28 protein-coding genes are annotated in these 25,868 nt (G+C 70.2%); 14 read left to right on the top strand and 14 right to left on the bottom strand.

Annotation, left to right across the window (positions count from 1 at the left end; translation table 11 throughout):
* Positions 1 to 1,155: an exonuclease SbcCD subunit D gene (locus tag ACLHIH_RS04560; protein ID WP_411315516.1), complete on the bottom strand. Its 1,155-nt coding sequence runs from the start codon at positions 1,153 to 1,155 to the stop codon at positions 1 to 3.
* 105 nt (positions 1,156 to 1,260) lie between these two features.
* Here ACLHIH_RS04560 and ACLHIH_RS04555 point away from each other — a divergent pair, with 105 nt between their 5' ends.
* A complete protein-coding gene (locus ACLHIH_RS04555; protein ID WP_411315515.1) occupies positions 1,261 to 1,479 on the top strand; it encodes a YozE family protein in 219 nt (72 codons plus the stop codon).
* A 31-nt stretch (positions 1,480 to 1,510) separates the two neighbouring features.
* Here the strand turns inward: ACLHIH_RS04555 and ACLHIH_RS04550 are convergent, their stop codons facing one another.
* On the bottom strand, positions 1,511 to 2,131 hold the full coding sequence (locus ACLHIH_RS04550; RefSeq protein WP_411316311.1) for a DUF1992 domain-containing protein: 621 nt from the start codon (positions 2,129 to 2,131) through the stop codon (positions 1,511 to 1,513).
* 188 nt (positions 2,132 to 2,319) lie between these two features.
* Here ACLHIH_RS04550 and ACLHIH_RS04545 point away from each other — a divergent pair, with 188 nt between their 5' ends.
* From ACLHIH_RS04545 to crcB, 4 genes are read left to right on the top strand one after another with little or no spacing between them, the layout of a single operon-like run.
* Positions 2,320 to 3,015, top strand: coding sequence for a Pr6Pr family membrane protein (locus ACLHIH_RS04545; protein ID WP_411315514.1), 696 nt, complete (start codon positions 2,320 to 2,322; stop codon positions 3,013 to 3,015).
* 9 nt (positions 3,016 to 3,024) lie between these two features.
* Positions 3,025 to 3,396 carry an RNA-binding S4 domain-containing protein gene (locus tag ACLHIH_RS04540; RefSeq protein ID WP_411315513.1) on the top strand — a complete coding sequence of 124 codons (372 nt, stop codon included), beginning with the start codon at positions 3,025 to 3,027 and terminating at the stop codon, positions 3,394 to 3,396.
* Positions 3,389 to 3,880, top strand: coding sequence for a fluoride efflux transporter FluC (locus tag ACLHIH_RS04535; protein ID WP_411315512.1), 492 nt, complete (start codon positions 3,389 to 3,391; stop codon positions 3,878 to 3,880). Before ACLHIH_RS04540 ends, ACLHIH_RS04535 begins: the two co-directional genes overlap by 8 nt.
* A complete protein-coding gene (crcB, locus tag ACLHIH_RS04530) occupies positions 3,877 to 4,260 on the top strand; it encodes a fluoride efflux transporter CrcB (protein WP_411315511.1) in 384 nt (127 codons plus the stop codon). The genes ACLHIH_RS04535 and crcB overlap by 4 nt, the downstream gene beginning before the upstream one ends.
* Positions 4,261 to 4,325: 65 nt before the next feature.
* On the opposite strand, the gene ACLHIH_RS04525 is transcribed toward crcB, so the two are convergent.
* From ACLHIH_RS04525 to ACLHIH_RS04515, 3 genes are all read right to left on the bottom strand, one after another.
* Positions 4,326 to 4,955, bottom strand: coding sequence for a histidine phosphatase family protein (locus ACLHIH_RS04525; protein WP_411315510.1), 630 nt, complete (start codon positions 4,953 to 4,955; stop codon positions 4,326 to 4,328).
* A 12-nt stretch (positions 4,956 to 4,967) separates the two neighbouring features.
* Positions 4,968 to 6,212, bottom strand: a complete 1,245-nt coding sequence (locus ACLHIH_RS04520; RefSeq protein WP_411315509.1) for a GAF domain-containing protein — start codon at positions 6,210 to 6,212, stop codon at positions 4,968 to 4,970.
* 95 nt (positions 6,213 to 6,307) lie between these two features.
* Positions 6,308 to 7,423 carry an Rv2578c family radical SAM protein gene (locus ACLHIH_RS04515; protein ID WP_411315508.1) on the bottom strand — a complete coding sequence of 372 codons (1,116 nt, stop codon included), beginning with the start codon at positions 7,421 to 7,423 and terminating at the stop codon, positions 6,308 to 6,310.
* Between the two features lie 98 nt (positions 7,424 to 7,521).
* Here ACLHIH_RS04515 and ACLHIH_RS04510 point away from each other — a divergent pair, with 98 nt between their 5' ends.
* On the top strand, positions 7,522 to 8,376 hold the full coding sequence (locus ACLHIH_RS04510) for a hypothetical protein (RefSeq protein WP_411315507.1): 855 nt from the start codon (positions 7,522 to 7,524) through the stop codon (positions 8,374 to 8,376).
* Positions 8,377 to 8,391: 15 nt separating this feature from the next.
* Here the strand turns inward: ACLHIH_RS04510 and ACLHIH_RS04505 are convergent, their stop codons facing one another.
* Entirely contained in the window at positions 8,392 to 9,003 is a 612-nt protein-coding gene (locus ACLHIH_RS04505) for a hypothetical protein (RefSeq protein WP_411315506.1), read from the bottom strand.
* Positions 9,004 to 9,012: 9 nt separating this feature from the next.
* Positions 9,013 to 9,945, bottom strand: a complete 933-nt coding sequence (locus tag ACLHIH_RS04500) for an endonuclease/exonuclease/phosphatase family protein (protein ID WP_411315505.1) — start codon at positions 9,943 to 9,945, stop codon at positions 9,013 to 9,015.
* A gap of 96 nt (positions 9,946 to 10,041) precedes the next feature.
* Here ACLHIH_RS04500 and ACLHIH_RS04495 point away from each other — a divergent pair, with 96 nt between their 5' ends.
* Positions 10,042 to 10,356, top strand: a complete 315-nt coding sequence (locus tag ACLHIH_RS04495; protein ID WP_411315504.1) for a hypothetical protein — start codon at positions 10,042 to 10,044, stop codon at positions 10,354 to 10,356.
* A gap of 22 nt (positions 10,357 to 10,378) precedes the next feature.
* Here the strand turns inward: ACLHIH_RS04495 and ACLHIH_RS04490 are convergent, their stop codons facing one another.
* The 5 genes from ACLHIH_RS04490 to ACLHIH_RS04470 all read right to left on the bottom strand — a co-directional run bounded on the left by ACLHIH_RS04490 (position 10,379) and on the right by ACLHIH_RS04470 (position 13,964).
* Complete coding sequence (locus ACLHIH_RS04490; protein WP_411315503.1) at positions 10,379 to 10,627, bottom strand: hypothetical protein; 249 nt, start codon at positions 10,625 to 10,627, stop codon at positions 10,379 to 10,381.
* A gap of 10 nt (positions 10,628 to 10,637) precedes the next feature.
* Positions 10,638 to 11,459, bottom strand: coding sequence for an SGNH/GDSL hydrolase family protein (locus ACLHIH_RS04485; RefSeq protein ID WP_411315502.1), 822 nt, complete (start codon positions 11,457 to 11,459; stop codon positions 10,638 to 10,640).
* Between the two features lie 7 nt (positions 11,460 to 11,466).
* The gene (locus tag ACLHIH_RS04480) at positions 11,467 to 12,204 is read right to left on the bottom strand and encodes a TIGR04283 family arsenosugar biosynthesis glycosyltransferase (RefSeq protein WP_411316310.1); all 738 of its coding nucleotides are present in this window, start codon (positions 12,202 to 12,204) and stop codon (positions 11,467 to 11,469) included.
* Positions 12,204 to 13,325, bottom strand: a complete 1,122-nt coding sequence (locus ACLHIH_RS04475; protein ID WP_411315501.1) for a phosphotransferase — start codon at positions 13,323 to 13,325, stop codon at positions 12,204 to 12,206. The genes ACLHIH_RS04480 and ACLHIH_RS04475 overlap by 1 nt, the downstream gene beginning before the upstream one ends.
* Before the next feature lie 87 nt (positions 13,326 to 13,412).
* The gene (locus ACLHIH_RS04470; protein WP_411315500.1) at positions 13,413 to 13,964 is read right to left on the bottom strand and encodes a CGNR zinc finger domain-containing protein; all 552 of its coding nucleotides are present in this window, start codon (positions 13,962 to 13,964) and stop codon (positions 13,413 to 13,415) included.
* Positions 13,965 to 14,057: 93 nt separating this feature from the next.
* Here ACLHIH_RS04470 and ACLHIH_RS04465 point away from each other — a divergent pair, with 93 nt between their 5' ends.
* The 6 genes from ACLHIH_RS04465 to ACLHIH_RS04440 all read left to right on the top strand — a co-directional run bounded on the left by ACLHIH_RS04465 (position 14,058) and on the right by ACLHIH_RS04440 (position 22,538).
* Positions 14,058 to 15,062: a DMT family transporter gene (locus tag ACLHIH_RS04465; RefSeq protein ID WP_411315499.1), complete on the top strand. Its 1,005-nt coding sequence runs from the start codon at positions 14,058 to 14,060 to the stop codon at positions 15,060 to 15,062.
* Between the two features lie 114 nt (positions 15,063 to 15,176).
* Positions 15,177 to 15,659, top strand: coding sequence for a hypothetical protein (locus ACLHIH_RS04460; protein ID WP_411315498.1), 483 nt, complete (start codon positions 15,177 to 15,179; stop codon positions 15,657 to 15,659).
* A gap of 199 nt (positions 15,660 to 15,858) precedes the next feature.
* Positions 15,859 to 16,341, top strand: coding sequence for a hypothetical protein (locus tag ACLHIH_RS04455; RefSeq protein WP_411315497.1), 483 nt, complete (start codon positions 15,859 to 15,861; stop codon positions 16,339 to 16,341).
* A gap of 163 nt (positions 16,342 to 16,504) precedes the next feature.
* On the top strand, positions 16,505 to 17,533 hold the full coding sequence (locus ACLHIH_RS04450; RefSeq protein ID WP_411315496.1) for a hypothetical protein: 1,029 nt from the start codon (positions 16,505 to 16,507) through the stop codon (positions 17,531 to 17,533).
* On the top strand, positions 17,530 to 19,086 hold the full coding sequence (locus ACLHIH_RS04445; RefSeq protein ID WP_411315495.1) for a DNA polymerase Y family protein: 1,557 nt from the start codon (positions 17,530 to 17,532) through the stop codon (positions 19,084 to 19,086). The genes ACLHIH_RS04450 and ACLHIH_RS04445 overlap by 4 nt, the downstream gene beginning before the upstream one ends.
* Positions 19,086 to 22,538: an error-prone DNA polymerase gene (locus ACLHIH_RS04440; RefSeq protein ID WP_411315494.1), complete on the top strand. Its 3,453-nt coding sequence runs from the start codon at positions 19,086 to 19,088 to the stop codon at positions 22,536 to 22,538. Before ACLHIH_RS04445 ends, ACLHIH_RS04440 begins: the two co-directional genes overlap by 1 nt.
* A gap of 154 nt (positions 22,539 to 22,692) precedes the next feature.
* Here the strand turns inward: ACLHIH_RS04440 and ACLHIH_RS04435 are convergent, their stop codons facing one another.
* The gene (locus ACLHIH_RS04435) at positions 22,693 to 24,483 is read right to left on the bottom strand and encodes a DEAD/DEAH box helicase (RefSeq protein ID WP_411315493.1); all 1,791 of its coding nucleotides are present in this window, start codon (positions 24,481 to 24,483) and stop codon (positions 22,693 to 22,695) included.
* 123 nt (positions 24,484 to 24,606) lie between these two features.
* Entirely contained in the window at positions 24,607 to 24,873 is a 267-nt protein-coding gene (locus tag ACLHIH_RS04430) for a GlsB/YeaQ/YmgE family stress response membrane protein (RefSeq protein ID WP_411315492.1), read from the bottom strand.
* Between the two features lie 185 nt (positions 24,874 to 25,058).
* On the opposite strand from ACLHIH_RS04430, the gene ACLHIH_RS04425 reads away from it, so the two are divergent.
* A complete protein-coding gene (locus tag ACLHIH_RS04425; RefSeq protein ID WP_411315491.1) occupies positions 25,059 to 25,850 on the top strand; it encodes an SGNH/GDSL hydrolase family protein in 792 nt (263 codons plus the stop codon).
* Positions 25,851 to 25,868: the final 18 nt, after the last annotated feature.

Raw genomic sequence — 25,868 nt, 5'->3', positions numbered from 1 at the left:
TCACGACGGGACCCTCTCCCCCTCGATCTCGCGGAGTGCCGCCGAGACGATCTCGGTCTCCGGCTCCGAGAGCCCCACTCCCCCGCGCACGAACTCCACGAAGTCGGCGACGATCTCCCGATCGCTCTTCGCGACGAGTCGGTCCCGGTAGCGGGCGTCGTCGTCGACGCGGTGCGGCGGGCGGTGCTCGAGGGCGACGCAGTGCGCGAATCGCGCCTGCAGAGCCCGCATCGCGTCGAGTGGTCGCTTCGGGTCGGTCAGTATCGCTTTGACCCAGTCGCCCGCTCGGGACTCGAGCGTCGGGTCGACGAGGATCTGTGCGAGCTCGCCCGTGACCTCGACGAGAGCCCGAGGCACCGGGAGGTCGACCCAGTCGACACTCGACAGCCCCGCGGCGTCGAGCTCGACGAGCCACGCTCCCCGGGGCTTCCCCGCCTCGGCGAACGAGTAGTGCAGGGGCGCACCCGAGTAGCGCACCCGGTCGGAGATCGTGGATCGCCCGTGGATGTGCCCGAGTGCCACGTAGTCCGGTCCGTCGAAGACCGCCGCGGGAACGAGGTCGATGCCGCCCGCGGTGATGTCCCGTTCGACGTCGCTCGCGGTGACCCCCGCCGCGAAACAGTGCGAGAGCACGACCGAGCGCGTGGGACTCGCGCGCTCGGCGAGGTCGCGGCGCACCCGCGCCATCGCGAACTCGAGCGCCGCGGTGTGGGTGCTGACGTCGTCGTCGGGATAGTGGTGTCTGATGAGCGCGGGCTCGAGAAACGGGATGCCGTAGATCGCCACGTCGCCGTGCTCGTCGGCGACGACGACGGGCCTGTCGAGGTCTTCGTGACGCGTGAGCACGTGGACTCCGGCCTCGCCCGCCCACTCCGCTTGAAACCCGAGGCGCGTCGCCGAGTCGTGGTTGCCGCTCGTGACGACCACGCGCGCGCCCGCGGAACGGATGGCGCGCAGGGTGTCGCTCAGCACGCCGTAGGCATCGGCCGACGGCATCGCCGAGTCGAAGACATCCCCCGACACGAGCACGACGTCGACCCCGCGGCCCCGCACCTCGGCGACGAGGGCCTCGAGAACGACACGCACGTGCTCGAGAGTCGGATGGGTGTGGAATGTGCGACCGATGTGCCAATCCGACGTGTGGAGCAACTTCATGGATGTCACGGTAACCCGTATCACCGACACCCCCGGTCGCGGCAGCCCTCCCGCTCTCAGGTCGACACGAGCAGACTGGGGCTTTACGACGAAAGGAATGTCACCATGACAGAGAGCTTCCGCGACTGGCTGCTCGAGCAGGCCGAACGACCGGACGAGGTCGGCGAGCTCGCCGGGTCGGTCAAAGACGACGCGCTCTTTCCCGAGCACGGCGGCAAGGCGATCTACGACGGCTATTTCAGCGCCGACTCGCAGTCGCCCGAATCGCACGCCGCATTCGAGCGCGCGTGGGACGAGTTCGAGGGAACCCCCATCGGTTCCTGACCCCCGCTGGTCCGCTCGCCGGGTTCTCGAGTCACCGCTTCCCCGGTGATCGGGACCGCAGAACGCGCCGCCGCTCCCGCCGGCTCAGTGCCGCCAACGCTTCGGCGTCTCGCTCACGCTCGGCCGCGGCGGCGCGTTCGCGTTCGGATCGCCTCTCACTCCACCGGGCGACCTCGCTGTCGATGTCGCGCGTGGCCGTGACGACGGGCGGCCCCCCGAGCAGTTGCCGTCGTGCTTCGACGATGCGCGCGTTGAACTCCGTGAGGGCCTCGCGCACGGCGTGCTCCGACACCATCGCGTCGAGCCGGTCGTCGAGTGCCGCGTTCTCGGAGCGCAGGGTCAGCGCCGGCGGTCCGAGGCCCGTGAGCTTCTCGCGCTCGATCTTGCGTCGGATCCACCAGTCGGGGTCGTGCGTTCCCGAACCGAGGTCGAGGGGTTTGCCTGCCCCCGGGAGGTCGTCGAAGTCCCCGCGCCGCATCGCCTGCTGCAGCGCCATCTCGACGAAGTGCGCGCGCTCCTGCATGCCCGGAGCCCCCGCATCGCCCGAAGGGTCGCGAGGAGGCGCGTCGGTTGTCGCGTCAGTCGTCGCGTCGGTCGTCCCGTCGGTGGCCCCGGCAGGGCCGCCTTCCGCATCGGCTCCCGCATCCTTCATGTCGGAGTCGAGTCTGTCGAGCCGGTAGCGCGCGGCCGTGATCCGCGCGTCTGCGCCCGCTCCGCTCTCCTCCACCGTGCGAGCCTAGGAACGCTCACTGGATGTTGAGTGGACGGTCGCGCGAGCGAGGTCGGCGAGGAGAGGCGCCCACGGCGTTGTTCCCGGGTGCTGCGGCTACTGTGGCGACGGTGACCATCGACGCTCCCACCCGCTCGCCCGAGACCGCAGTTCCCGGATGGCACCGCCGCACATGGGGTGGCATCCGGCTCCTCGCCGTGGCCCTCGTCGTTGCGAGCATCGCGACCCAGATCACGGAGCAGGTCGCCGACGGATCGTTCGACCCCTCGCAGTACTTCGTGTACTTCACGATCCAGTCGAGCCTCATGAACATCGTCGTGCTCGGCGCTGCCGCGGTGCTCGCCTTCATGGTCGCGCGCGACTCCGAGTTCTTCACGGCTGTGCGCATGTGCATCGTCGTCTACGGCGTCATCACCGGGGCGGTCTACAACCTCCTGCTGCGGGGAATCCAGTCGAACGGCTTCGTGGGCGAGTGGTGGCCCAACGAGGTCATCCACGTCGTCATCCCGATCTACCTCGTCGTCGACTGGGTCGTCGCGCCGGGCCGTGCGCGATTGCGCTTCGGCTGGCTCGCGCTCGCGATCTCCTACCCGCTCCTCTGGGTCGCCGCGACGCTCGTGCGCGCCGAGGTCGACGGGTGGGTGCCCTACCCGTTCGTCGACGTCGACGGCCCCGACGGTGTCTCGGGGGTCGTGCTCTCGGTCGTGCAGATCGCTCTCGCGATCGTCGGTCTCGCGGTCGCCGCCATCCTCGTCTCGCGCGTCGGCGCGGCGGGTGCGCGGCCGCGCGTCGAGCGGAGTGCCTAGGCTCGAGGAATGGATGCCGCCACCGCTCGAGTCGACAGTTGGGTGTGGGCGGTCAGACTCGTGAAGACGCGGCCCCTCGCCGCGGCGTCGTGCAAGGGCGGACACGTGCTCGTCAACGGCGCCAAAGCCAAGCCGTCGACCCCGGTTCGCCCGGGAGACGAGGTGCGCGTGCGCACCGACGACGTGCAGCGCATCGTCACGGTCGTGCGCCCCATCGTCAAGCGCGTGAGTGCGCCTGCGGCCGCGACGTGTCTCATCGACCTCACCCCGCCCCCGCCGCCGCGCGAAGAGCGCCCCATCGCGCCTCAGCGCGATCGCGGCGCCGGCCGACCGACGAAACGTGAGCGCCGCGACATCGACAGGCTGCTCGGTCGTGGCTGAGAGTTCGTCACCGGAGCCCGACGACACCGAGGGCGAGTCCGGTGTCGCTGGTGGTATCGGCGGCAGCGGCGGCGGGGCCGTCGCGCCGGGGGTCGACGCCGTCTCGATCGGGCTCGTCTTCGTCGGGGGTGCTGTGGGCACGGCGCTGCGCGAGGGGGTGGCCCTCTCGATGGCACCCGTGCCCGGCATCGCGACGCTCGTCGTCAACATCCTCGGGGCCTTTCTCCTCGGAGTGGTCGTGACGGTGCTGCTCGACCGGAGCTCACTCGGAGCACACCGATTGCGCGTGCTGCTCGGAACGGGCGTGCTCGGCGGGTTCACGACCTACAGCGCGCTCGCGACGATCACGATGGAGGCCGGGCAGATCGTGCCGTACGCCGCGGCCTACGCGGTCGGCACCGTCGTCTTCGGGGCTCTCGCGACCGGGGCCGGGATCGCGGTCGCCTCCGTGTTGCACCGTCGATCCGGGGAGCGACCGTCGTGACATCCCTCCTGTTCCTCGCCGTCGCCGCGCTCGGCGGTGTGGGCGCCGTGGCTCGCTTCCTCGCCGACGCGGGCTTGCGCCGCGTCATCCGCACGACTCTGCCCATCCCGATCGCCCTCATCAACATCACGGGATCGTTCGCCCTCGGAGTCGTGACCGCGCTCGCCGCGACCGCGGTGCTCGACGCCGACCTCGCGATCGTGCTCGGCGCCGGGTTTCTCGGCGGCTACACGACATTCAGCACCGCGAGCCTCGACACCGTGACCCTCGTGCGAGCGGGTCGGTTCGGAGAGGCCCTCGCCATCGGGTTCGGCACCCTCGTCGCGAGCGTCGCCGCCGCGGGGCTCGGCCTCGCGCTCGGGTACGCCCTCGCACGGTGACGGATGCCGCGGCCGGATGTCGGGCGCGAACGCGGGCAGAGAGCGCGGTCAGGCGAGAGCGCGGGTCAGAAGTCGCGCGGCGGCGAGTTCCAGTGCGCGAGCACCGGTTCGTCGTGCTCGAAACGCAGCTCGCTGATTGTCGCCGTGTCGAGGGTGAAGATGCGACCCCGTTCCGCGGGCAGCCCGAGCCAGGCCGCGGCGAACGACCGCAAGTAGTGGCCGTGGGCGACGATCATGACGTCGCCGCCCGAATCGAGGGTCGGCAGCATCCGCTCGATCACGCGTCGGGCACGCGCGTAGACGTCGCCGCACGATTCGCCCGGGGTGGCTCCCGCCTCGACGCCGTCGTCCCACAGATTCCATCGCCCGCCGACGCGCTCGGCGATCTGCGGTGACGTGAGGCCCTCGTAGGCGCCGTAGTCCCACTCGGCGAGGTCGTCGTCGATCTCGAGGTGCTCGCCGAATCCGGCGAGGTGCGCCGTGCGCGTCGCGCGACGGCGCGGACTGCTGACGACGCGCGCGAATCGCTGGCCCTCGAGAGCGGCACCCACCGCACGGGCTTGATCTTCACCGCGCTCGGTCAGATCGAGGTCGGTCGAGCTCGTGTGTCGTCCGCTGCGACTCCACTCCGTCTCGCCGTGTCGAACGAGAACGATGCGCGTGAGACGTCCGTCGCGCGTGGGGGTGTCATCCATCCCCCGATCCTCTCACCCGCGTGGCTCCGTCGCCGGCGACGAGTCGGTCGCCCACTCCCACAGCTCCTTCTGCAGGAGCAGGGCGAGATCACGGAGCAGGGCGCTCTCCATCTCGGTGAACTCTCGAGGTGAGCTGCCCATGACACACAGCGTGCCGACCCTCTCCCCCTCGGGGGTCGAGATGGGGTGGCCGGCGTAGAAGAGGATGCCGTCGTCGCCCGTCACGTAGGGGCTCGACCGGAACACGGGATGCAGGGTCGCGTCGTCGACGATGAGGGGCCGGGAGTCGCGGATGGCGTGATCGCAGAACGAGCCCGACCGGGGCATGAGTCCGGGTTCGCGACCGCCGCGACGCGACTTGAACCACTGGCGATCCTCGTCGATGAAGCTCAGGGCGGCGATGTCGGCGCCGAAACTGGATCGGGCGTACTCGACGATCCTGTCGAAGCGCTCCTCCGGCGGGGTGTCGAGGATGCCGAGTCGTCGAAGCGCATCGAGCCGCGCCTTCTCCGCTGCCCTCTCCGAGACGGTGGCCGCGGCCTCGGCGCGTGCCTCGACGCACGTCGACTCGAGAACGGTGACCATCTGCCCCGCGATCGCGTCACCCCACACGCGGTAGGTCTCGGGTGTCCGGTGACGGTCGGGCGGGGAGACGGTGCCCTCGGGGATGCGGAGGAGGTGCGCCGTGCCCTCGCGAGCGCACAGCGCGGCCAATCGCGCGTTGAGGATCCGGCGGTGCCTCGACAGGATGGCGTGCACGACGCGCGTCATCGAGCGCATGAGGGGAACCGGGGGGACGCTCGTGACGAAGAGGGTCGTGTGCGCGCAGCGCTCCTGCACGTCGGCGAGCAAGCGGGAGTAGTGACGAGCCCACGCGCGCGGACTCGTCATCCGGAACACGTCGTTCATGCCGAGGGCGATGATGACCGCGTCGTAGACCTCGATGTTGATCGGACTGATGAGTTTCGATGCCGTCGCGACGGTGACGTTCGAATCGACGATGACGTCGACTTGAGCCCCGCGGTCGAGAGCCGCGGCGAGGGCGCGAGCGGTGTGACCGGGCAGAGCGAGATCGTGCGAGAGCACACCCCAACCGGTCGCCGCACCGCTCCCGATCATGAGAACGTGCAGCGGGTTCTCGCCCGGAGCGTGACCGAGACCGCGCGCGGGCGGCCTCGCGATGTCGTGCCACGTCGACGACGCGACCGACATCCACGCGCGCACGAACGGCCGCGCCACCATGCTCACTGCAGTCATTCGTCGCCCCCCGGCATGCCGCTGCGACCCTCGGCCCCCACGGCCGCTCCACGATTGTATCCGGCAGGAGGGTCGCCTCGGCCACCGTGACGTCGCTAGAAGAGCATCGGTTGCGGGGAGGCCGCCGCGATCGAGGCTGCCGCCTCGGCGCTCTCCTGCTGCGCCGTCTGCGCTGCCGTCGCCACGGGGCGCACGGCGACGGGCGGGGACCCGACGCCGAGGGCGCGCGACCGCGGTCCTCCCGTGACCGGATCCTCTCGGCCGCGCTCGAGCTTGTGCTTGCGGATGAGCGGCGCGATGCGCTCCCCGAGCCACGCGCGATACTCGGCCGGGGCGTAGGCGCCGCGGGAGTAGAACTCGGTGTACTTCGCCACGAGTTCGGGGTGCTCGCGCTCGAGCCAGAGCATGAACCACTCCTTCGTTCCCGGCTTGAGGTACATCGACGAGTAGAGCACCGAGGTCGCTCCCGCCTCACTGATGCGCCGCAGCGCCTCGTCGAGGTGTGCGCGCGTGTCGGTGATGAACGGCAGGATCGGCATGAGGAAGACCGAGCAGTTGAGGCCCGCATCGCGAACCGCCGTGACGGTCTGCAGCCGAGCGGTCGCCGTGGGCGTTCCCGGTTCGACCGATTGCTGGATGCCGTCGTCGAAGATCGCGATCGACATCGCGAGATCGACCGTCGTGACCTCGCTCGCCTCGACGAGCAGGGGGATGTCGCGGCGCAAGAGCGTTCCCTTGGTGAGGATGCTGAACGGCGTTCCGCTCGAGGCGAGAGCCGTGATGATCGACGGCATGAGGCGATAGCGTCCCTCGGCGCGCTGATAGGGGTCGGTGTTGGTTCCGAGGGCGACGGGCTGTCTCGTCCATGTCGGCTTCGCGAGCTCCTTCGCGAGCACCTCGCCGACGTTGACCTTGACGATGAGCTGGGAGTCGAAGTCGCGCCCCGCGTCGAGGTCGAGGTAGCCGTGGGTCGGGCGTGCGAAACAGTACGCGCACGCGTGCTGGCAGCCGCGCATCGGGTTGATCGTCCACCCGAACGGCATCGCGCTGCGGCCGGGAACCTTGTTGAGCGCCGACTTCGCGAGCACCTCGTAGAAGGTCACCCCCTGGAAGTCGGGTGTGCGCACCGTGCGCACGAGGTTGTTGAGTCGCGCGAGGCCGGGGAGGGCATCCCCCCGCTCCTCGTTGATCTCCTGCCCACTCCACCGCATGGCCTCAGTCGAACATATATTCGAACGCGGGTCAATCGCGCGGCCGGCGGCAGAGGTGCGCGCGGCCGCGAGGCCACCTCTGCTGCGAGGATGGTCGCGTGAAGACAACTCCCCCACTCGGCCTCCTGCTCGACGTCGACGGTCCCATCGCGAGCCCCGTGAGTCGATCGATCGGCATCGACTCGATCACGCGCGACCTCGTGACCCTCGCGGGCCGGGGCATCCCCGTCGTATTCAACACGGGGCGCACCGACGCCTTCTTGCGCGACGAGGTCATCAAGCCCCTTCTCGCGGCGGGTCTCGCGGCCGACGCGCGCGTCTACGGCGTGTGCGAGAAGGGGGCCGTGTGGTTCGGCGCGACGATGACGAACTTCGCGGGGATCCAGGTCGATGACTCGCTCACCCTCCAGGCCGACGCCGTCGCCGCGCTCCGCACGGTGCACGAATCGTTCACCGACTGGATGTTCTGGGACGACGGCAAGAGGTCGATGGTGTCGCTCGAGCAGCGCACGGATGTCGACAGCGCGGCGTTCCTCCCCGAGCGCGACCGCTTCTGCGCCGACGCCTACGAGGCGCTCGACGCTCTCGGCATCGGAGTCGAGTGGCTCGGTCGCCGCAACGCGGCGGAGCCGACCGTGCGCATCGACCCGACGATCATCTCGATCGACGTCGAAGCCGTCGGTGTGGGAAAAGACCTCGGCGCCGAGCGCGCCCTCGAACTCCTCGCCGCGAGCGGCGAGATCCCTCGCGTGTGGCGCACCGTCGGTGACTCACGCACCGACTACGCCATGGCCGACTACCTGCACGCCGAGGGCTTCGAGGTCGCGCACGTCGACGTCCGCCCCGCCGACGGGGTGCCCGAGAAGGACTACCCGATCCAGACCATGGGTGACCTCGTGAACGACGACGCGGGTGCGGCGTTCCTCGCCGAGTGCGTCGAGCGATACCGCTAGGGAGCCCGAAGACTGCTACCCGGCTGAGCTCGTCGCCCGCCTCGTCGCATCGACGGACCGGTCGCCCGCGCGAATCGCCGGGAGCGCGACTCCCGACACGAGGGCACCGAGACCGCCGGCGACGAGGTCGCCGATCGTGTCGTCGTATCCGACGAAGATGCGGCTGTCGACGAGGTTGTGTCCGAGCCACTCCGCGATCTCCCACACGACCCCGAACGCGAGCCCGAGCGCGGTGACGACGATGATGCTCGCGGCGCGCGTGTGGCGCGAGCCGCGGGCGATGTCGAGAATGCCCGTCTTCTCGAGCACGAGGGCCGCCATCGCGGCGATCACGCCGTTGGCCACGAAGTGGATGAGCAGATCCCAGCCCGGAATCGTGGTGTAGAACTCGAGAACGCTGCTCCACGCGGCGATCAGGAGGGTGAGACCGGCGAGGATGTCGAATGCCGGCCGGGAGCCGAGCATCCGGGGCAGGAGCAGACCGAGGAGGGTGAGGGCGAAGACCGCGAACTCGACGACACCCCACCCGATCGTCGCGACGACGATGCTCACGACGCCGGCGGCGCGTATGGCGTCGGCGACCGTCTCGCCCGCGCCCCGCGGTGCCCGCAGGAATGTCTCGATCACAGCTGAATCCTAGGTGGCCGCGATGTCCGTGCGCGGGGTGTCGACACGCACGACCGCTTGGACGGGCTCGTGGTCCGATGCTGCCGCACCGGGTGCTCCCGCGCTCTGCGGTGCCGTGCCGTCGAAGCGGGTGGCGTTGATCGCCGCGGACTGCACATCGACACCGTCGCTCACGAGGATCCAGTCGATGCGCTTGGCTCCCTCGCGCGGTCGCTTGTAATTCGAGAACGTCGCCCACTCGGGCGTCACCCTCGTGTGCGCGGTCATCCACGAGTCGTGCAGGGGTCCGTCGTCGACGAACGCGCGGTAGGCGCGGGAGTCGGGCCGCGCGTTGAAGTCGCCCATGACGACGGCGGGGTGGTCGCCGCGCGACACGAGGTCGCTCACGAGTCTGCTCGACCGCACGCGCGACTTCACCGAGATGTGGTCGAAGTGCGTGTTGATCACGCGGAGGTGCCGCCCCGTCGCGGCGTCGAGCAGGTCGGCTCGCACGGCGATCCGCGGGATCATGTTGCCCCACGACCGCGAGCCCGGCACATCGGGGGTGTCGGAGAGGGCGATCTGCTCCCAGTCGACCACGGTGAATCTCTCGCGATCGAAGAACAGGGTGCACCGCTCGCCCGAGCCGTCGCGGTTGCGACCCCTCCCGACGCTCGCGAACCGCGGCCCGAGGCTGTCGGCGACGAACGCGCTCTGGTCGGCGAGAGCCTCCTGCACCCCGAGGATGCTCGGGCGCTCGGCCCTCAGGAGCGCTCGGAGAAGCGGGCGGCGGAGTTTCCAGGAGTCCGGGTGCCCGGCGCGCACGTGGGGCATCCGTCGCCGGATGTTGAACGACATGATGTGCACGGCGGGGGCATCGGTCGGGCCGACGATCGGGCCGGCGCTCCGGCTGGCCGCGTGACGCGTTGCCGGGGCATCCGTCCGGTCGTCGTGTGAAGCCATGCCCCCAGTCTCGCGCACCGAACCTGCGCGGTCGTGCGCGGCCGCGCGTGCTCGAGCGAGGTGCCACACGGTGCTGCTGCGCCTATCGTGGGACCCATGACGCACCCCACAGAGAGCTACCCGCAGGGCGAAGCCGGTCCCGACACCGAGTCCGGCCCCGTCGACCCCTCCGACGCCGACGGGGTCGACGACGACGCCGACACGGATGCGGCCCCCGACGCCGAGCTCACCGATGACGGGTCGCTCGCCGCGATCTCCACGGCCGTGGCGAGCGGAACGACCGAGTCGGGCGACACCGAAGCCGCCGTCGAGGCGACGACCGTGGGCAAGCCGCACTCCCGCCCGAGCGACGCCAATCCCGAGGCCCTCGTCGAAGGCGGCCGTGTCGCGACCGCGGAAGACATGGAGTAGTCGCGCTCCGCGTCGGGTGCAGCTAGGGCGTCTCCCGCGGTGCGGGGCACAGGAGCCGCGTCGGGATCGTCGCGCTCCCCCGTCGCACGTCGTGGTCGCCCATCGGGTTGCCGCACACGGGGCAGAGCGAGCGGCCGTCGGGAGGCACGACATCCGCTTCGTCCCCGCCGCCGAGCTGAGCCGGCCCGGCGATCGGGTAGAGGAAGCGGTTGATGCGATTCCAGAACCCCGGTCGCCCGTCGAAAGGGTTCGGTGGTCTGTAGTCGGTCACGATACGTCCATTATCGGCGCTCGGACACGTCGACGGGGCTGAGGGTCGCGATCTTCGGTTCCCGGTCGTCGCCGGACGAGCGCCCGGTCACGCGCCTGCCGATCCACGGGAGCACGTACTCGCGCCAGTAGGCCGCCGTGCGCTGACGAGGGGCGTCGGGCTCCGCGGATCCCGCGGGCGACTGCGCGCCCGTGCTCGCCGTCGGGGTCGCGGCCACGGGCACGCCGAGCGCCGCGAGCACGTTGCTCGCCACACGTGCGTGCCCGGCGGGGCCCAGGTGCAAGCGGTCTCGAGACCAGAACGGCGCTTCGGCGAGCTCGGCGTCTGCCCAGTTGTCGACGAACGTCACGTGGTCTTTCGGCAACCTCGAGCGGATGGCCTCGGCGAGCCGCTCACCGCGCCCCTCCACGAAGGCGCCGAGGGGAATGTGTTTGGTGGGATTCGCGCCGCTCGCGAGCACGACGTGGGAGCCGCGGTCGACGGCGAGATCCACGGCCCGCTCGAGCGAGTCGGCGACCTGCGCGATCGACACGCGCGGACGCATGATGTCATTGCCTCCCCCGTTGATGCTCACGAGCTCGGGGGTCATCGCGAGTGCCGCATCGAGTTGCCCACCGACGATGGGTGCGAGCAGTCTGCCGCGGATGGCGAGGTTCGCGTAGTGCACCGGCGCGGTCGAGGCGAACGCGAGAGACAGCGCCACGAGATCGGCCCACCCGCGCACGGTCCCGTCGGCGAGTTCGTCGCCGACGCCCTCGGTGAAGCTGTCGCCGATGGCGACATAGCTCGCGAAGAGCGGGGGCGACGGGGGCGCGCTGGCGGGGTTCGACACTCGGGAACTATAACCGCGCGGCCCCCTCGCCCTTGTCCTCGGCCGAGCCAGCATCGCGAGCGCGATAGCCGTATCGCCTCGCGAGAGTCTCGGGGTCTGCGCCGAGTCGATACTCGAACCGCAAGCGCCACATCAGAACGATCGTGCGCCAGACCCCGTGCTGCTCCCACCGCCGCGCCGACGTGACGACGACGTCGCGGATGCGCGCGGGCCGCGAGTGACGGCGGAGGATCGCCGAGAGGGCGACATCCTCCATGAGGGGCAGGTCGGGAAAGCCGCCGACCCTATCGAACAGGTCGCGCTGCACGAAGAGGGCCTGGTCTCCCGTGACGATGCCGCTCGCGTGCGATCGCCAGTTCATCGCCGTCGAGACGACCGCGAGGGTGCGGCGGTCGCTGTCGATGCGCACGTCGAACCGGCCCCACCGGAAGCCGCGAGCGATGGCCGCGCCGATCCTCGCGTCGGCGTCCGCGGGGAGCGCTGTGTCGGCGTGCAGAAAAAGCAGAGTCTCGCGCTCGACCGCCGCCGCGCCCGCGTTCATCTGCGCAGCACGACCGCGGGGAGCGGTGAGCACGAGGTCGGCGAGGGGTGCCGCGACCGCCACGGTGCCGTCGGAGCTGCCGCCGTCCACGACGACGAGCACGACGCCGCGGTCGCGCAGCGGTGTCAGGGCGGCGAGTCGCTCGGCGAGGACATCCGCCTCGTCGAGCACGGGAACGACGATCGCGATCGACGCGGCCGGCATCACGACGATGCCACCCGCAGATCGAACTCGTCGAAACCGGCGACGATGGTCTCGATGACGGCAGGGTCGAGATAGTGGTCGACGCGCCCGCGAACGTGCGAGGTCACGGCGGGATCGCTGTTCGCCGCCGACCAGTCTTCGCCGTCGGGAGTGGATGCCGCGCTCGCGCTCGACAGCACGCGCCACTTGGCGCACCACGTGACCGACCACAGCCACATCGCACGGCGCAGCGGGGCGAGCCACTCCTCGTCTCCCGCCGGCGCCACCACGGCCGACCAGTCCCGCGAGAACTCGACGAGCTGGTCGGTCGAGAGCGCGACGGTCGCTCCCGGTTCCCACGTCGTCGAGGTGTAGAGGGTCGCGTGAGCGAGGTCGAGGGGCGCGTAGCTGTAGCGACACTTCTCGAGGTCGACGAGCACGGCCGAGCCGTCGGCGCGCACGACGAAATTGCCCGGGTGGGCGTCGAAGGCGATCAAGCGCTTCGCGGGCCGATCCGCTCGCGCCACGAGCGCGCCGAGGCGATCGAGCTCGCGGTCGATCACCGCGCGGGCGGGGGCGGCGATCATCGCGTCGTCAAGATGGAGCGCGTGGGCGCGCACCTCGTCGTCGAGCGCGGCGAGAGGGTCGGGGGCATCCCCCAGGGGCGGGCGCGAGCCGGGCTGCGGAACCGGGAGTGCGTGGATGCGCGCGAGAGTCTCGGCGATCTGCGGCAGATCGGCAGGAAGCTCCGCGGGCCGCCCGACGATGTGTTCCACGAGGAGGGCTCCCCTCGGCAGCGTCGGGCGAGGGCGCAGCACCCCGACGAGCCGCGGGGTCCTGCCGCTCGCGCCCGCCCTCTCGAAGCACGCCGCCTGGTAGTCGAGATTCGCGTGGGCGTCGAGCTGCATCTGGCTCTGCTTCGGGATTCGCGCGAGCACGCCGTGATCTCCGAGCCGCACGTGGTGGTGCGCGAGCCCCGAGTCAGTGAGCGGATCGAGCACGCCGCCGCCGAACTGCGGTGCCTCGAGGGCGATCGCCTCGGCGAGACCGAACAGCAGCCCCGCGAGAGACGTGATCGGCGGTGGGGTGGCGCTCGCGTCGGTGCGCTGGCTCACGTGCGGGTCGGCGTCACGGTCGGTCACGCGATCACCGTATCGTGAGCCCCTGCGCTCGGGGCCGACTGCTCAGGGGGCGACCGCGCGGGGCTACCGCGCCGCGCCGCGCGCCGGCTAGTCGGTGGCGCGGCGCTCGCGGAAGGCGACCATGTTCATCCGATTGCCGCACCTCACGCTGCAGAAGCGGCGCGACCCGTTGCGGGAGAGGTCGGCGAGCAGCCCGTCGCAATCGGTCGCCGCGCACCGGCGCAGACGGTCGGTCTCGTTCGTGCGGATGACGTCGACGAGTGCGAGAGCCGACTCGGCCCCGATGCGCTCGCCGAGGGGGGCGTCGTTGGATGTCGCGTGCAAGTGCCAGTCGTAGTCGTCGTGCCGCGCGAGCCACGGTGAGGCGGTCGCGGCCTGGAGCATGGCGTTGACCTCGTGGGCGAGGGTGTCGCGATCGAGGGTCCAGATCTCGCGGATGCGATCGCGCGTCGCGACGACGTCGGCGAGTTCGGCATCGTCACGATCGAACCGACCGGTGTAGCGGAACCGCTCGAGCATCGCGTCGAGCTGCGCCCGTGTCGACAGCTCGTCGAGCCCGCTGCGCGACGCTGTCGGAGCGGTGTTGGCGAGGGCGACGTTGAAGACGAGAACGTCTTCCGTGTCAGGGGCAAAATGCAAGTTGACTCCTTACTCAGGGGGACTCTACTCTCAGCATCAGGGTCACGTCGACCCGACGGTCGACCCGCAGGTCGAACTCGCGAAAGAACAGTCATGCAGCAGCGATCCTCCCGTGCCGGTCTCGCCATCGCGGTGCTCGCCGCGGCGTCGTTCGGATTCTCCGGACCCTTCGTCAAGCCGCTCCTCGAGGCGGGTTGGAGCCCGTCGGCCGCCGTCGCCGTGCGCGCGGCGATCGGAGCCGTCGTGCTCGCGCCCCTCGCGCTCCACTCGCTGCGGGGACGCTGGGCGACGGTGTGGCCCGCGCGCTGGCGCATCCTCGGAATGGCCGTGCTCGGTGTCGTCGGAACCCAGTTCTTCTACTTCGCGGCCGTCGAGCGCATCCCCGTCGGCACCGCGATCCTCATCGAATACATGGCGCCGCTCGTGCTCGTCGGCGTCGCGTGGGTCGTGACGAGGCGGATGCCGCAGCGCGTCGTGCTCATCGGATCCGTCTCGGCGTTCGCGGGGCTCATCCTCGTCGTCTCGCCGAGCGGAGCGTCGACCCTCGACCCGCTCGGGCTCGCGTCGGCGCTCGCCGCGATGCTGTGCTGCGCCGCCTACTTCGTGATCGCCGCGCGACCGACCGCGGGGCTGCCACCGCTCGCCCTCGCCGGTCTCGGTCTCGCGATCGCCCCGTTCGTGCTCGCGCTCACCTCCCTCGTCGGGCTCGCGCCGTTCCAGACGACGACCGCCGACGTCTCGATGCTCGACACCCTCGTGCCCTGGTGGGTTCCGCTGCTCGTCGTCGGCGTGGTGTCGACGGCCGTGTCGTACGCCGCGAGCATCACCGCGACATCCATGCTCGGGTCGAGGCTCGCCTCGTTCGTCGGGCTGCTCGAAGTGGCCGCCGCGGCCGTCGTGGCCTGGTTGCTGCTCGGTGAGGTGCTCACCCTCCTGCAGTTCGCGGGGGCCGTGCTCATCCTCGCGGGGATCGCGTTCGTGCGGTCGGCGAAACCCGACGCCGAGCTCGCGGTCGTCGTGGGGCCGGATGCGGGGCCCGGCGCGACGGCCGGGGTGACGCATCGCGGTCGCATTCGGCGCTCATCCCGCGTCGGATAGGACGATTCGCGACCGCGACCGCTCCCCCGATCGAAGGGTGACGGGCGACTCGAACGCTCGAGTCGTCACGAACGTTGGGTGTCGAAGGGCGCACTTTCTCGCGATGCTTGACGAGTGAACTCGAGACGGATGCTGTCGACCATCGCTGCGGCGACGATCGGTGCCGCGCTGCTCGCCGGGTGCGCCGCCGGCCCGGGCGCCGGAACCCTCGAGGCGCCGCCGAGTGTCGCCGACGAGAGCTATCGCGGGCTTCCGAACACCGCGGGCGACGCGAGCGACGATGCCGGCGGCGGCGGTTCGGGAGCCCCCCTCGACGACGGCCTGACGACGGGCGAACCGAGTGCCCGCTGGGTCGAGCGGCCCGGCAGGTTCGCGATCACCGTGTTCGGCAGCTCGAGTTGCCCCGCCGTGCCGACGGCGATGGAGGCGTCCGCGTCGGATCGTGTGACTGTCTCCTTCGAGACCGACTCGAGCGGCGAGTGTACGGCCGACATGGCGGCGACGACCCACGAGTTCACGGTGCCGAGCGAGGCATCCGCTCTTCCGCTCACGATCGTCATCGACGGCGATCCGCCGCTCGAGCTCGTGCTCGACTGAGGTCGTTGCCCGCTCGTCGCGACGGCTTTCGATGCTCCTGGGCGCGCATCGTGGACGCATTCCGTTCGATGCCGCTTCTCAGAACAGCCGTTTGCGACCGCGATCGTGCGGCGGCGACACGGTGGTCGAGGCGCCCGAACGCTCGAGTGCTCGGGAACGTTGGGTGTCGCCGATCCGGGTTTGTCGCGATGCTGGAGTAATGAACTCGAGACGGATGCTGTCGACCATCGCCGCGGCGACGATCGGTGCCGCGCTACTCTCCGGCTGCGCCGCCGAGCCCGCCGCCGGTCCCGCTGCCGAACCCGGCGGTGCGCCAGGAACCGAACCGCTCGACTCTCCCTCGAGCGTCGACTACGACAGCTACCCGGGGCATCCCCATGGCGGGAGCGCGGGCCTCGACGACGGCGTGTTCACCGGTGAGCCGATCGTTCAGTGGGTCGATCGCGCGGCGACGTTCTCGATCACCGTCTTCGACAGTTCGAGTTGCCCTGCCTCGCCCGCCTCGATCGAGACGACGGCGCCACACCTCGTGACGGTGACCCTCGGGAGCGATCCTCTCGCCCCGTGCACCGACGACCTGGCGCCGACGACCCACGAGTTGAGGGTGCCGAGCGAGGCATCCGCTCTGCCGCTCACGATCGTTCTCGAGGGCGACTTCGTCGCGGAGTTCGTGCTCGACTGAGGCGGGCCCGCATCGCGGTCGCATTCTGCTCGAAAGCGCGCTGAGAGCAACCATTCGCGACCGCGCGAGGGCTCAGCCGTGCGTGTGCCGAGCGTTTTTGCGACACGCCGCAGCAATGTCGGTGGCAATTGACATGTTCGAACGTATGTTCGAACATGGAGACATGCTTTCCGGTGCCGCTCTCTCGTCGTACGACGACGTCGAGAGCGACGACGCCTACGCGGATGCCTTCGACCACGGCTTCGACGACGTCGACTACGCCGCGGCGCAAGCCAAGCAGCTCACAGCCCGGCAGCTCACAGCCCGGCAGCTGGAGGCCACACAGTTCGCGCAGAGCAGAGGCCGCAATCGCAGCGTCGCCTCCGCATCAGCCGCCGCGACCATCATCACCGCGCGCGAACTCGCAACAGCAGCAGCCGCACCCGCCGCACCTGCCCCCGCGACACCGACGCCCGCGACCGACTCCCCCGTCGAGACCGTGCGCGACCTGCAGGCGCGCATCCGACAGATGCAGGGCACGAAGCTCGACACCCGCAGCCTCCCCACACATCCGGCGATCGCATCGCTCCTCCCCGGCGGAGGGCTCCAGCAGGGCGCCGCCTACTCGGTCGCGTCGTCGGCGACCCTGCTCATGGCGCTCCTCGCCGGCCCGTCGGCTGCAGGCTCGTGGTGCGGTGTCGTGGGGGTTCCCGAGTTCGGCGTCGAGGCCGCGTCGCACTACGGTGTCGACCTCGAGAGGCTCGTGCTCGTGCCGCACCCCGGCGACCAGTGGCTCGCTGTGACCGCCGCGATCGCCGACGTGCTCACGGTCGTGGTCACGCGTCCGCCCCGCCGCGCCACCGACTCGAACGTCGCGCGGCTCGCCGCCCGGTTGCGGCAGCGCGGCGCGACCCTCATCGTGCTCGGATCGTGGCCGCAGACCGACGCGATGCTGAGCCTCTCGCACAGTCGCTGGAGCGGCATCGGCGACGGATCCGGCCACCTCGCCGCGCGCGAGGTCACCGTCACGGTGAGCACGCGCGCGGGCGCGAGACCCCGCAGCGCGCGGCTGTGGCTGCCCGACCGCGGCTCGTCCATCAGTCGAGCCGAGACGGGCGGGCCCGAGCGCCTCCCCCAGCACACGGCCCCCCAGCACCCGGCCTCGGCTCTCGAGCCCGCTCCCGTGCACCACCTCGCAGAACTGGCCGGATGATGGCGACCCGACTCTCCGCCCCCGTCACGCGCACGATCGTGCTGTGGTGCCCCGACTGGCCGATCACGGCGGTCACCCGCACGTCGACCCTCTCGGCTGATGCCCCGCTCGCCCTCATCGAGAAGGGGCGCGTCTTCGCGTGCTCGGCCGCCGCCCGGCGCGAGGGGGTTTCGCGCGGGATGCGCGTGCGCGAGGCGCAGAGCCGCTGCCCCGAACTCGCGGTGGCGCCATACGAGCAGGCGGTCGACATCCGCTCGTTCGAACCGGTTCTCGCGGCGATCGAGGAGGTCATGCCGGGGGCGCAACTGCTGCGTCCCGGCACGTGCGCCATCACGTCGCGCGGACCGAGCGCGTTCTACGGCAGCGACGACGAGGCCGCACTGTGGTTGCTCGACACCCTCGACTCCCTCGGCATCACGGATGCGCGCGTGGGCATCGCCGACGGCCCGTTCACGGCCGAGCGTGCTGCGCGCAGCACCACGCGCCCCCGCATCAGGGTCGTGCCCCGGGGCGAGTCCGGCGACTTCCTCGCGCCCCTTCCCGTGACGGTGCTCGAGCGACCGCAGCTCGTGACCCTTCTGCAGAGGCTCGGTGTGCGCACCCTCGGCGAGTTCGCGGCACTCGACCCTCTCGACGTCGAGAATCGCTTCGGCGCCGACGGTGCCCACGTGCACGCTCTCGCGGGCGGCCTCGACAGTCGGAGGGTGATTCCGCGCACTCCCCCGCGCGAACTCGACAGCGTCATCGAGTTCGAGCCCCCGCTCGACCGCATCGACCAGGTGGCGTTCGGGTTCCGGGCGTCGGCCGACCGGTTCATCGCCGAGATCACGGCAGCGAAGCTCGTGTGCACGAGCATCAGGGTCGAGATCGACAGCGAGGCGGGTGAGACCTCCGAGCGCACGTGGGCGCACCCCCGCTCGTTCACGGCCTCCGACGTCATCGACCGCATCCGCTGGCAACTGCAGGGCGGCGGAAGCGAGACGGGCCTCAGCTCCCCCATCTGCTACGTGCGTGTCGTGCCCGAGAGCGTCGATGCGATCGGAGGTCACGAGCAGGGGCTGTGGGGCACGGCGGCGGATGAACGCATCCATCACGGTCTCTCGAGGGTGCAGAGCATGCTCGGCCACGGCGGCGTTCTCACGGCGGTGATCGGCGGCGGGCGCACGCCTGCCGACCGGCAGAACCTCGTGGCGTGGGGCGACCGCCCGGCATCCGCCCTCGACGCCACGCAGCCCTGGCCCGGCAGCCTGCCGACCCCCGCGCCGTCGACCGTGTTCGAGGTGCGCCAACCGGTGTCGGTCGTGTCGAGCGACCAGGTGATCGTGACGGTTGACGACCGCGGGGCCATCTCGGCCGCACCGAGCGGGTTCTCGCCGGGTGGCGAGTTCCGCCCGATCACCGCGTGGGCGGGGCCGTGGCCGGTCGAGCAGCGCTGGTGGGCGGCCGAGAGCCCCGTGCGGAGCAACCGTTTTCAGATGGTCGACGACACCGGGCTCGCGTGGTTGCTCATCAACGAGGGCGACCGCTGGTGGGCGGAAGCCCGGTACGACTGATGGGCTGGAGCAACCCGCCCATCACGTGGTCGGAGTTCGAGCGCGCGCTCTCCGACACCCGGCGCCCGGGCTCGGCTCCCGAGGGTGCCGACGGCGGAGACAGCCCGGCGTGGTCGGCGAAGCGGCAGCCCTACGTCGCCCCGGGCCAGAACGGCCAGAAGGCCGCGGGCCAGACCGGCGGCGGAGCGGATGCCGGCGGCGCGAGCTCCTCGACGGTGCCCTACGCCGAACTCCACGTGCACTCGAACTTCAGTTTCCTCGACGGCGCGTCCTCCCCCGAGGCGCTTCTCGAAGAGGCCCAGAGGCTCGGCTTGCACGCCCTCGCTCTCACCGACCACGACGGTCTCTACGGGATCGTGCGCATGGCGGAGGCGGCGGAGAGCTACCCCGACATCAAGACGGTGTTCGGCGCTGAGCTCTCGCTCGACCTCTCGAGCCCGCAACTCGGGGTCGCCGAACCGGAGGGCACCCACCTCCTCGTGCTCGCGCGGCGCGAGGAGGGCTACCACCGGCTCGCGTCGGCGATCACCTCTGCTCAGCTCGCGGGCGGCGAGAAGGGGCGCCCCGTCTACGACCTCGACGACCTCGCGAGGCGCGCCGACGGGCACTGGGTCGTGCTCACGGGGTGCCGCAAGGGCAGGGTGCGGCGCGCGCTCGTCGACGAGTCGGTCGAGGCGGCGGGTGCCGAACTCGACGAGCTCGTGAGGCTGTTCGGTAGAGACAACGTCTTCGTCGAACTCGTCGACCACGGGCATCCTCTCGACTCCACCCACAACGACGCCCTGTTCGCTCTCGCTCGAGACCGCGAACTCGCCGTCGTCGCCACGAGCAACGCGCACTACGCGACCCCCGACCGCCACCGCTTGCAGTCGGCGCTCTCGGCGGTGCGGGCCAGGCGCAGCCTCGACGAGATGGACGGCTGGCTGCAGCCCGCCGGCGCCGCCCACTTGCGCTCGGGCGTCGAGATGCAGCAGCGTTTCGCGCGCTACCCCGGGGCCGTCGAGCGCACCGTGACCCTCGCCGACGACCTCGCGTTCCAGCTCAAGAGCGCGCGCCCCGGTCTCCCGAAGCAAGCGGTGCCCGAGGGGCACACCCCCATGTCGTGGTTGCGGCACCTCGTGTGGCAGGGCGCTGCCGAGCGCTATCCGAGCCTCGCCGACGCCGATCGCGACCGCATCGGCCGCGAGCTCGACGTCATCGAGAAGAAGGATTTCCCCGGCTACTTCCTCATCGTGCACGACATCGTCGCGTTCGCGAAGAGCCAGGGCATCCTGTGTCAGGGCCGAGGGTCGGCGGCCAACTCCGCGGTGTGTTTCGTGCTCGGCATCACGGCGGTCGACTCGATCTTCTACAACCTGCCGTTCGAGAGGTTCCTCTCGAGCATGCGAGACGAAGAGCCCGACATCGACGTCGACTTCGACTCCGACCGCCGCGAGGAGGTCATCCAGTACGTCTTCGACAAGTACGGCAGGCACAACGCCGCCCAGGTCGCGAACGTCATCACCTACCGCCCCAAGTTCGCGGTGCGCGACATGGCCAAGGCGCTCGGTCACTCGCCGGGTCAGCAGGATGCCTGGTCGAAGCAAGTGGAGCGCTGGGGCGGGGTCGTCTCGAGCGACGACCACGACATCCCCGACGCCGTCGTCGGTCTCGCGCAAGAGGTGCTCACTTTTCCGCGGCACCTCGGCATCCACTCGGGAGGCATGGTGCTCACCGACCGCCCGGTCGGCGACGTCGTGCCGATCGAGCACGCGCGCATGGAGAAGCGCACCGTGCTGCAGTGGGACAAAGACGACTGCGCGTGGATGGGCCTCGTCAAGTTCGACCTCCTCGGACTCGGGATGCTCGCGGGGCTGCAGTACACCTTCGATCTCGTCGAGCAGCACCTCGGCGAGACGTGGACCCTCGCGACGCTCCCGCGCGAGGAGCCCGGGGTCTACGACCAGTTGTGCCGCGCCGACTCGGTGGGGGTCTTCCAGGTCGAGAGCCGCGCGCAGATGGGGCTCCTCCCCCGCTTGCAGCCGCGCAAGTTCTACGACCTCGTCGTGCAGATCGCGATGGTGAGGCCCGGCCCCATCCAGGGCGGCGCCGTGCATCCGTTCGTGAGGCGCAAACTCGGCGAGGAGCCGATCACCTATCTCCACCCCAAGCTCAAGGAGCCCCTCGAGCGCACGCTCGGGGTGCCGGTGTTCCAGGAGCAGCTCATGCAAGTGGCGATGGCGGTCGGCGGGTGCACGGGAGAAGACGCCGACCTCTTGCGACGCGCCATGGGCTCGAAGCGCGGCATCGAACGTATCGAGTCGCTGCGCGAGAAGCTCTACGCGGGCATGGCCGAGAACGGCATCACGAACGAGGTCGCCGACGACATCTACGGCAAGATCAAGGCCTTCGCCAACTTCGGGTTCGCCGAGAGCCACTCGCTCAGTTTCGGCCTGCTCGTCTACGCGAGCGCGTGGTTGCGGTTGCACTACCCCGCGGCGTTCCTCGCTGCCCTCTTGCGCGCGCAGCCCATGGGCTTCTACTCGGGGGCGACACTCGCGGCCGACGCCCGTCGCCACGGCGTGCAGGTGCTGCGGCCAGACATCCTCAGGTCCGATGCGGATGCCGTGCTCGAGCCTCTGACCCCGACGACCGGCCTCAGTGCGGCGACGGGTTCGGTCGCGTGTCTCAGTTTCGAGCAGCCCCCCGTGCCCGAGTTCGACCGCTCCGCGCACTTCGACTGCGACGACCACCGGCGCGACGGCGCCCTCGCGGTGCGGCTCGGGCTCGCCGACATCCGCGGCATCGGGGCGAAGCTCGCGAAGCGCATCGTCGCCGACCGCGAGGAGCACGGGGACTTCGCCGGAATGCCCGACCTCGTGCGCCGGGTGGGGCTCGACACGGCCCAGCTCGAGTCGCTCGCGGCGGCGGGCGCGTTCGACGCGTTCGGGCTCAGTCAGCGCGAGGCCCTGTGGGCGGCGGGCGACGCCGCCCAGAACCGCGAAGAGTTTCTCCCCGGGAGCCACGTGTCGGTGCAGCCCCCGCTCTTCAGCCTGCCGTCGGAGGCCGAGACCCTCATCTCCGACCTGTGGGCCACGGGCATCTCGCCTGACGACCACCCCGTGCGCCACGTGCGCGCGGCCCTCGCCGCGCGCGGCGTGCTGTCGTCGGCCGAGCTCAAGGTCGCCGAGTCGGGCAGGCGCGTGGAGGTCGCGGGCGTCGTGACCCACCGCCAGCGACCCGCGACCGCGAGCGGCATCACGTTCGTCAACCTCGAAGACGAGACGGGGCTCGTCAACGTCATCTGCAGCGTCGGCGTGTGGAACCGCTACCGCCGCATCGCGAGGGAGGCCCCCGCGATGATCGTGCGCGGCATGCTCGAGCGCTCGGCCGAGGGGGTCGTCAACATCGTCGCCGACGGATTCGACGTGCTGCCGCTCGCGGCGGAGAACGTCTCCCGCGACTTCCGCTGACCGTTCGACCGGGAATCGGAGGTCCTGGCGGTGCTGAATCGTTGGGGAGCCTCGATGAGAAAGCAGGAGTTCCCCCCTCCGCAGCAGAGAAACCTCCTGCGAAAGGTGCGGGCTCGACAGAAAATCCTGCATCCCCGCGGCCGCCCGCAGCCCGTCAGCGCCCGCGCGCCGCGTTCTTGCGCAGCAGGTCGATGCGCGACTGCAACTGGGCGACGGTCGCGCTCGACACCGCGGGCCCTCCGCACATGCGCCGCAACTCGGCGTGGATGAGTCCGTGCGGCTCCCCCGTGCGCTTGGCGCGCAGCCCCACGAGGCTGTTGAGCAGTTTGCGCTGCTCGGCGAGGGTCCGGTAGAGCGCCGCGGGCGGCTCGGGGGCGGGCTCGCCCGCGTCCTCCCGACGGCGGTCACGGTCCGACGACCGCCGCGACTGCCTCGCCTGCCGCTGCTTGAGCAGGTCGCTCACCTGCTCGGGTTCGAGTAGCCCAGGAATCCCGATGAAGTCGAACTCCTCGGGGCTCCCGGGTTCGGCGAGGGAGCCGTACTCCTCACCGTCGAACATGACCTTGTCGAAGGTCGCCGTCGACGCGATGGCCTCCCACGTGAACTCGTCGAGGAGCTCCGAAGATGCCTTCTCCTCGCGTTCGGCGGATTCGAGCAGCGAGTCGTCGAGACCGTCATCGTCGCTGCGCTTGTCGAGGGCGTGATCCCGTTCGAGCTCGAGAGCCGTCGCGAGGGCGAGCAGCGGCTTGACGCTCGGCACGAAGATGCTCGCCGTCTCGCCTCGGCGCCGCGTGCGCACGAAGCGTCCGATGGCTTGCGCGAAGAACAGCGGTGTCGAGGCGGATGTCGCGTACACCCCCACGGCGAGCCGCGGCACGTCGACGCCCTCCGACACCATGCGCACGGCGACCATCCACCGGCTCGTGTCGTGAGAGAAGGTGTCGATGCGGTCACTCGCCTCTTTCTCGTCGGAGAGCACGACGGTGGGTTTCTCGCCCGTGATCTCGGTGAGCACGCGCGCGTAGGCTTTGGCGGCGAAGTGGTCGGTCGCGATCACGAGTCCGCCCGCGTCGGGCACGGCGTGGCGCACTTCGCTCAACCGCAGGTCGGCGGCGCGCAGCACCGCGGGAATCCAGTCGCCGTCGGGGTTCAGGGCCGTTCGCCAGGCCTGCGAAGTGACGTCTTTCGTGTCGCCCTCGCCGAGGCGCGCCTCCATCTCGTCGCCCATCTTGGTGCGCCACTTCATGCTCCCGGCGTAGGCCATGAAGATCACTGGGCGCACGACGCCGTCTTCGAGGGCACGGCGGTATCCGTAGTTGTAGTCGGTCTGCGAGATGCGGATGCCGTGCTCGTCGGGAAAGTAGGTCACGAACGGGATCGGTGCGGTGTCCGATCTGAAGGGCGTGCCCGTGAGCGAGAGTCGTCTCGTCGCGGGTTCGAACGCCTCGCGGATGGCGTCGCCCCAGCTCAGGGCGTCGCCGCCGTGGTGCACCTCGTCGAGGATCACGAGGGTGCGGCGGTCTTCGGTGAGCGAGCGGTGCAGCGCGGGGGCCATCGCCACTTGCGCGTAGGTCACGACGACCCCGTGATACTGCCGCCCGCCGGTTCCGTGGTTGTTGCGGAACGCCGGATTGAGGCGGATGCTCGCGCGGTGGGCGGCTTCGGCCCACTGGCGTTTGAGGTGCTCGGTCGGCGCGACGACCGTGATGCGGTCGATGGCGCGGCGGGCGAGGAGTTCGGCGGCGAGCCTCAGCGCGAACGTGGTCTTGCCTGCCCCGGGTGTCGCGGCCGCAAGGAAGTCGCGCGGTTCTTTCTCGAAGTAAAGGTCGAGAGCCTCGGCCTGCCAGGCCCGCAGCCGCTCGGCGGTGCCTCGCGCCGCCCGTTCGGGAAACGCCGGCGACAGGTGTTCTGCTGCCGAGGTGCCGAAAGTCGAGGGGGTGCTCACTCGAGTCGACTTTACCGGAGCACACCGACATCGGCCGTCGCTCTGGACCAGACCGGAGTGTTAACGAACGAACTCCCCGCCCTGGGGGCGAGGAGTTCGAAAGCTGTGGTGCTGTGGTGCTCGTTACGCCTTGCGGCTGCGTCCGGTGATGAAACCGTAGATGACGAGAACGAGGAGCGAACCGAGGATCGCGACGATCCAGGTCTGGATCGAGAAGAAGTCCTCGAGTCCGATGTCGAAGAGCGCGCTACCGATGAATCCACCGAGGAGCGCTCCGACGACGCCGAGTACAAGCGTGATGATCCATCCGCCGCCCTGGCGTCCGGGCAGAATTGCCTTAGCAATGGCTCCAGCCAACAGTCCGAGTACAATCCATCCGATGATTCCCATGACGACCTCCCAGTCGATCGAGTTGCGGCGCCGGATTACCGGCGCAGCTAGAAATTCTCGCACAGGCAGTTTCATCCCGCGGAGGGTTGACGTAAGCAGCCGACCTGTGCGAGAGCTGGAGAGAGCCGCCTGATGGGCTCCGACTGTACTTTGAATCTGCTGGCCGCGTGCGGCACTCTGGGGTCATGACTCAGCAGCACCCCTGGTCGCGCTACGTCGCGATCGGCGACTCGTTCACCGAGGGACTCGGTGATCCCGAGCCCCGTTCTCCCGGAGGCAACCGCGGCTGGGCCGACCGGGTGGCCGAGGTTCTCGCGACCAAGACCGACGACCTCGCCTATGCGAACCTCGCCATCCGCGGCCGGCTGCTCAAGCAGATCATGGACGAGCAGATCGACGCGGCCCTCGCGTTGCGCCCCGACCTCATCACGATGTCGGGCGGGGGAAACGACATCATCCGGCCCAACACCGACCCCGACGTCGTCGCGGCCAGGCTCGAGTCCGCCGTCGAGCGCTTGCGCGTCGACGGAGCGACGGTCGTCATCTTCACGGGGCCCGACATCGGCATGACCCCCGTGCTCAACCGCTCCCGGGGAAAGGTCGCGATCTTCAACGAGAACCTCCGGGCGATCGCCCTCAGGCACGACGTCGTCGTCGCCGACATGTGGGCGCTGCGTCAACTCAAGGACTCCCGCATGTGGGCACCCGACCGGTTGCACTTCTCCGCCGTCGGACACAACACCGTGGCCAGGATGGTGCTCGACACCCTCGGCGTCGAGAACGAACTCGAGCCCTTCGCGCCCGAGCCGCTCCCGCCCCGGCCGTGGCGTCAAGCCCGATACGACGATGTCTCGTGGGCGAGGGAGTACCTCATGCCGTGGGTCTTGCGCCGCATCCGGCACCAGTCGTCGGGTGACTTCATCAACGCGAAGCGGCCGACGGCGGCGAGCATGCGCGAGCCGTCGTCGACCGAGTGACCCGACGCGTCAGGGCAC

The organism is Marisediminicola sp. LYQ134, from assembly GCF_046599635.1.
GTDB lineage: Bacteria > Actinomycetota > Actinomycetes > Actinomycetales > Microbacteriaceae > Marisediminicola.
This window is presented reverse-complemented; position numbering and strand designations above follow the sequence as displayed.